The sequence below is a fragment of the uncultured Ruminobacter sp. genome, assembly GCA_902764345.1.
Lineage (GTDB): Bacteria > Pseudomonadota > Gammaproteobacteria > Enterobacterales > Succinivibrionaceae > Ruminobacter.
This window is the reverse complement of the sequence record CACWVT010000086.1, coordinates 1-4,810: the sequence shown is the minus strand read 5'-3', so window position 1 is coordinate 4,810 and position 4,810 is coordinate 1. Positions and strand designations below refer to the sequence as shown.

The window sequence follows — 4,810 nt, the reverse complement described above, 5'->3', positions numbered from 1 at the left end:
TGTAACTATAATATCATAAAAAACAAAAGAAGTCCTCAATATTTTAGGACTTCTTGAAATTTATTTTTGAAATGTAACTATATCTTCAAAGAATGGGTAATGAATCGAGAAAAGCTTGTGCAATTGTGAACTTTTTGTTAAAAATATATCTTATGTACGGAACGTCAGCTTTATCTGTAGGAGTAAGTCGGAAAATGAATTTTGCTGATAACTGCTTTAATGTGCGTATATGTGTTCTGTCCTCCCTGTTAATGCTTTGTACATCGTGCTCGGTTACATACTCAAACCAGTCTGTACGTGTGAAACGCGCCGATGATTCAACTATTTCTGATGTCCTTTCACAAAAGATCAAAGTCAGGGTTTTTGAGGATACTGGTGCTGAGAAGGTAATTACAGATGAGTTCACAGGAGACAAAACTGTTACGGTCAATGCCTCTGGCGGGAAAAGGTACGTAATCGAGCTCAGAGGTGCTGATGAAATGGCGGATAAGTGCATTTACGGCAAAACGGAACTTAAACCTGAAAAAAAAATAGATACCGATAAACTTCCTGCTGGATTCTTAGGGAATAAAGTGCTTGAGGATGTTCCTCGATGGGTTGATTATTCACCAGTATCTTTTTCAACTACGTCGACAGCTTATCCGACTATTTTGGTTTTATCTCCAACAGATGTTACCGTTAACATGTTTTGGAATTACTACGATTATCCCGATACCGTTTCATATTATCCAAAAATACACGAAACCGATGAATGTATGAAATGGCTTAAAGAATCAGGTTATGGTGACGGCAAAAATAATCAAAGTCCGGAGAATGTTAGCTCTACGGAAACCACGGAGACTGGTGACGATCTTCGGTATGGCGGCATTTGTGGCAAAACATGTGCTGTCAGAAGAATAACTGAAAACGGAAAATAACTGTCGTTTTTGTTAAGACTGGAAAGGGAGCTGTGATTTCACAGCTCCCTTCAGTTTAGTGGAGAAAACGTCTATCTTGTTCCGGTATTTATTTTACGTTCAATAATGCGTTTATTTCCGACAAAGGTGTTGAATTTGAATGAGCCTTTTGCGGTATTTGCATCGTACAGGTGCTCAAGATGGAAGAATGGTGTTGTATTAAGTCCTCCTGTTTCATTCTTCAGGGTGTAGGTTACGTATGCATCTCCTGTTCCTGATTTAACAGCCTGAAGCCATAAGGCACCGTTTGCAAAGGTTCTGTGCTTGTCGCTGCAGTCAGTTGCGATCTTGTCGTGCATCTTTGTACAGATGTTAAAGGTGATTGTTCCCTTCTGATTTGAGTAATCAAGGCTTGATTTGTATGAATCCTCATCAGTGATGTACAGAACCGAACAGTTGTCTGACAGATCCTTCCATCCGGAATCCGTGTATTCCTTAATTGAGAGTGGTGAATAAAGAGTGCCGGATTCAGTATTCCCTCCGTCAACCGTATAGGTACCGATGATGTTATCCGTGACAATTCGGCCCATATGAACAGTGTAGTCATTAAGGCTGCGGAGCTTTGATGCATACTGCTGATGGTTGGTGTTTAGAACGGCTCCTGAAACGTCGGTATCGGCGGTGGTTACGGAATTCTTAGACACGCACAGCTGGTCATCCGTTCCGCAGGTAAAGCCTGTTTCAGCGCAGTCAGAACTTTCGCTGAATGTATATGCCGTATTATTGGCCATACATGCGTTAAGCTTGGCGTAGTAGGCAAATTTTTCCGATGCGGTCTTGCGTCTAAGTGTATCAGTGCTGACTCCCGGAACCGTAATTGTTGTATGGAAAGGGATCCCCTTATCAGCAATATAGTCATCATATCCGGAACACGAAACTGTTGTGTCGGAAGAACAAGGATCAAAGCTGGCTTCTTCCCTGTATGCCGTGGCAGTGCTTGCAAGAGGCATAATCAGGACGACGCCGTCATAGCTGCGGTCAGCAGTTCCTGGAATTCTGTAGAATTTTTCGGTGAAACCGTTCTGTAGCTTTGTAGCGTATCCGTAACTGTTAAGATAACCAGAGAAGGTTAGCTTCTGGTTGTAGTACATAGGGCAGGTAGATGTTCCCGCATTTACGTAAGCGTCGCTTCTAAGAATGCCGGTAAGACCTGTGCCTGATGAGCGGTAGCCGAATCCGTTAGCCTCTCTGAATTTATAGAAATCATTGATTACATAGCTGTCATTGCCGATGCCGAGCGACATCGGAATAACGGTAAACACCGGACTGTAGACATGAGTACTTACGGAAGATGAACTCTGTGGTTTTATAACTGGTTCAGCAGAAAGACTGTACCACCCTGAATCGGTTATTCTGACTCTTTTTCCGTTCGGAATGTCTCCGGTGTAGCCAATCTTCAGATATTCTGTTTCCGTTTCATTATCGCCGTTGTAAACGGTGAAGTTGGCGGTTTTTTCCGTAGAGACTGTATAACCGGTAAGAGCGGTGCTCCAGTTTGAAATTTTTTCCGGAAGAATGGAGGTTGCCCCTTCAGTAGGAGCTCTTACACTCTTGGAATTGCTGCCGGCCTGCGGAATTTTTATGATGTTCGCAGAAGAACAGACGTTCTTGAGATTTGTCTGGTTGACGGAAGCAGTGCAGCCGGAGTCAGGACAAGCCACAGCATATCCGCGGAGGTAGTATGGTGCGTTTGCGTAAAGCAGCCTGTATTTGCTGTTGTCCGTTCTGGTTGAATCGGTAGGTTGGGTCGTCATAAGGTCATAGCACAGGGCGTATGGAACTGCAACAATGTACTGATCCGGAGTAGCTCCCTGATTAAATTCTCTGGTGATTACGTCACTTGAGGTAACCTCCCTGTTGCCGATGTAGGTGCTCTTGGTTACATTAAGTTCCGTCTTGACAGGGTAAAGGGTTCCTCTGTCTGCCGTGGTAATGAATTTGAATTTAGGAACAATGGCTCCGGTAGTGCGGTTGTACTCGACAGGCAGGGTTACATACTCTTCCGTAAAGTTTGTTGCATGATCCTTGCCTGAGAAAAGAGTGTATGTATGATTGTCGGAATCCTTAATCTTTATTTCCGTATTGCCCTTGAGTATGAGCTTTATGCTGTCCACGGATTTGACGTCGCTTGACAGTGTGTCGCTGTAAATGGCCTTGACATTCATGTCATTGACGTAGTTTTCCAAATCCTCGGTGGCTCCTTCCACACATTCATTGGTGGTGAACGAACAGGATTCGCTTAAGGATGCCGTGTTGCTGGTTCCGCAGAAGAAGTACGTATACTGTTCCGTAGGTTCTGCCGTATATCTGACAGGATCTCCGTGGTCAAAGGTGATTCGGTAGTTGTTCTGGGCATTGACAGTATAGGTGTGGCCGTTTAGCCTGATGTTTAAGGGGGCTGTCGGAGTTTCGCAGAAACCGCCCTGGGAACATTTCTGCACCACCAGACTTACCGTAGGTGAACAGTTTGAAAGCTGTTCAAGGTAAACACGGTAATAGGTATAGGTTATTTCGTCTTCCAGAACAACATCCTCACATGCGGAAAGCGTGGTGTAGCCGGTGACTTCAAACGAATCTGAATTAGAGCAGTTGTCCCAATAACTAAAATAACCAAATAACCATCCGTAGTTACATTTAAGCTCTACAAGTTCAAGTTCTCTGGCATTGATTCCTCCGGTGAAACTTCCGACATCGGTCAGGGTTACTCTACCTGAGGATATCAGGTAGGCGGCAGCATCGTAATATGGATAGTCGGGATCTCTTGTTACCGTGATGTTGTTTTCAGCGATTACAATCTGCTGCGGAACAGGTGGGTTACCGGAAGCCATATATGTTACTGTATTTGAACCGAAAACGTATTTATTGATTATGATAATCTTGTTCAGGGGCAGATCTATTCCGCCATTCTCGACTGATGACGAGTCAATGTAGTATTCGAAGCTGTCACCGCAATTCTTTTTGGCCTTCGCAAGGTTGTCCTTTCTGAACTGTTCCTTTTCCGGATCAGAATCCTGCATTACGAAATCCCTGTAAAAGTCGGAAATGTTATGCAGATTCTTTGCCTTGGTTTTTACATGTCTGTTTCCTACCGTGGCATAGCAGAACTGCTGATGATTGTTCATGCCCGAGGTTGAGGAAGACTGTATCGTTCCAATCTTGCAGCTTTTATTGGAAGCAATTTTCTGGTTGATGTTTACGGAAGGGCCGTTTGATTGTTTGAATAAGTCAAAGCTGGTAAGATAGTCTAGGCTGTTTGTAATATCGTCACAGGTCGATATGGGAGTGTTTGCCGCATTGCCGGGAGTGACGTCGGCACCGTTGTTTGCCTGAAAAGCGGTGGGGAAGCAGTTGACAGCAACATTGTTATACAGATTCTTCTGGGTTTTTTTCGGAAGCACTTTTTCAGCATCACGACAGGTTTGGACAAATTCGTAGAGTGAGTCTCCGCAGCTGTGAGACGTGAGGGCGTAAGCACCACCCGGTAAGGACAGAAGACCGATGCCCGCAAGACAGTACAGATAAGTTGCTTTTTTCATTGTCAGACTCCCGAAAAAGACTACTCCACTATTATTAAATTTTAATATATACAGGGATTCTTTTCTGTCACTTAGTTAAAAAAATGGGTTGCCGGGCAGGAGTCATGATGAAAAAAGGCCGTCTCACTGTCAGTTTTACGTGAGGCGGCCTTAACCTATCTTATTGCCTAAACTCCGCACGCCCTAGTTTATAACTAGGGCGAATCTCATCATAAAACTATTAAATATCACATTTATTCCCATGTTTTTAAAAAATTCTCTTTATTTTTTCTCGTTATGGGTATAACATAGTCCATAATATATCTAATGGACTATTTA

At 43.5% G+C, this 4,810-nt stretch carries 2 protein-coding genes; one reads left to right on the top strand and one right to left on the bottom strand.

All coding sequences use genetic code 11. The features are described from left to right. Positions 1-194 precede the first annotated feature (194 nt). Positions 195-917, top strand: a complete 723-nt coding sequence (locus QZU58_RS09900; RefSeq protein WP_294496420.1) for a hypothetical protein — start codon at positions 195-197, stop codon at positions 915-917. Positions 918-988: 71 nt separating this feature from the next. Here QZU58_RS09900 and QZU58_RS09895 read toward each other — a convergent pair whose 3' ends face one another. After that, positions 989-4,492 (bottom strand): hypothetical protein, encoded by a 3,504-nt coding sequence (locus QZU58_RS09895; RefSeq protein ID WP_294496418.1) that lies wholly within the window; start codon positions 4,490-4,492, stop codon positions 989-991. Positions 4,493-4,810: the final 318 nt, after the last annotated feature.

Bases quoted from the DNA above. Each gene is read 5' to 3' on its own strand.
- QZU58_RS09895 (WP_294496418.1), bottom strand. From the start codon at position 4,492: ATGAAAAAAGCAACTTATCTGTACTGTCTTGCGGGCATCGGTCTTCTG.
- QZU58_RS09900 (WP_294496420.1), top strand. From the start codon at position 195: ATGAATTTTGCTGATAACTGCTTTAATGTGCGTATATGTGTTCTGTCC.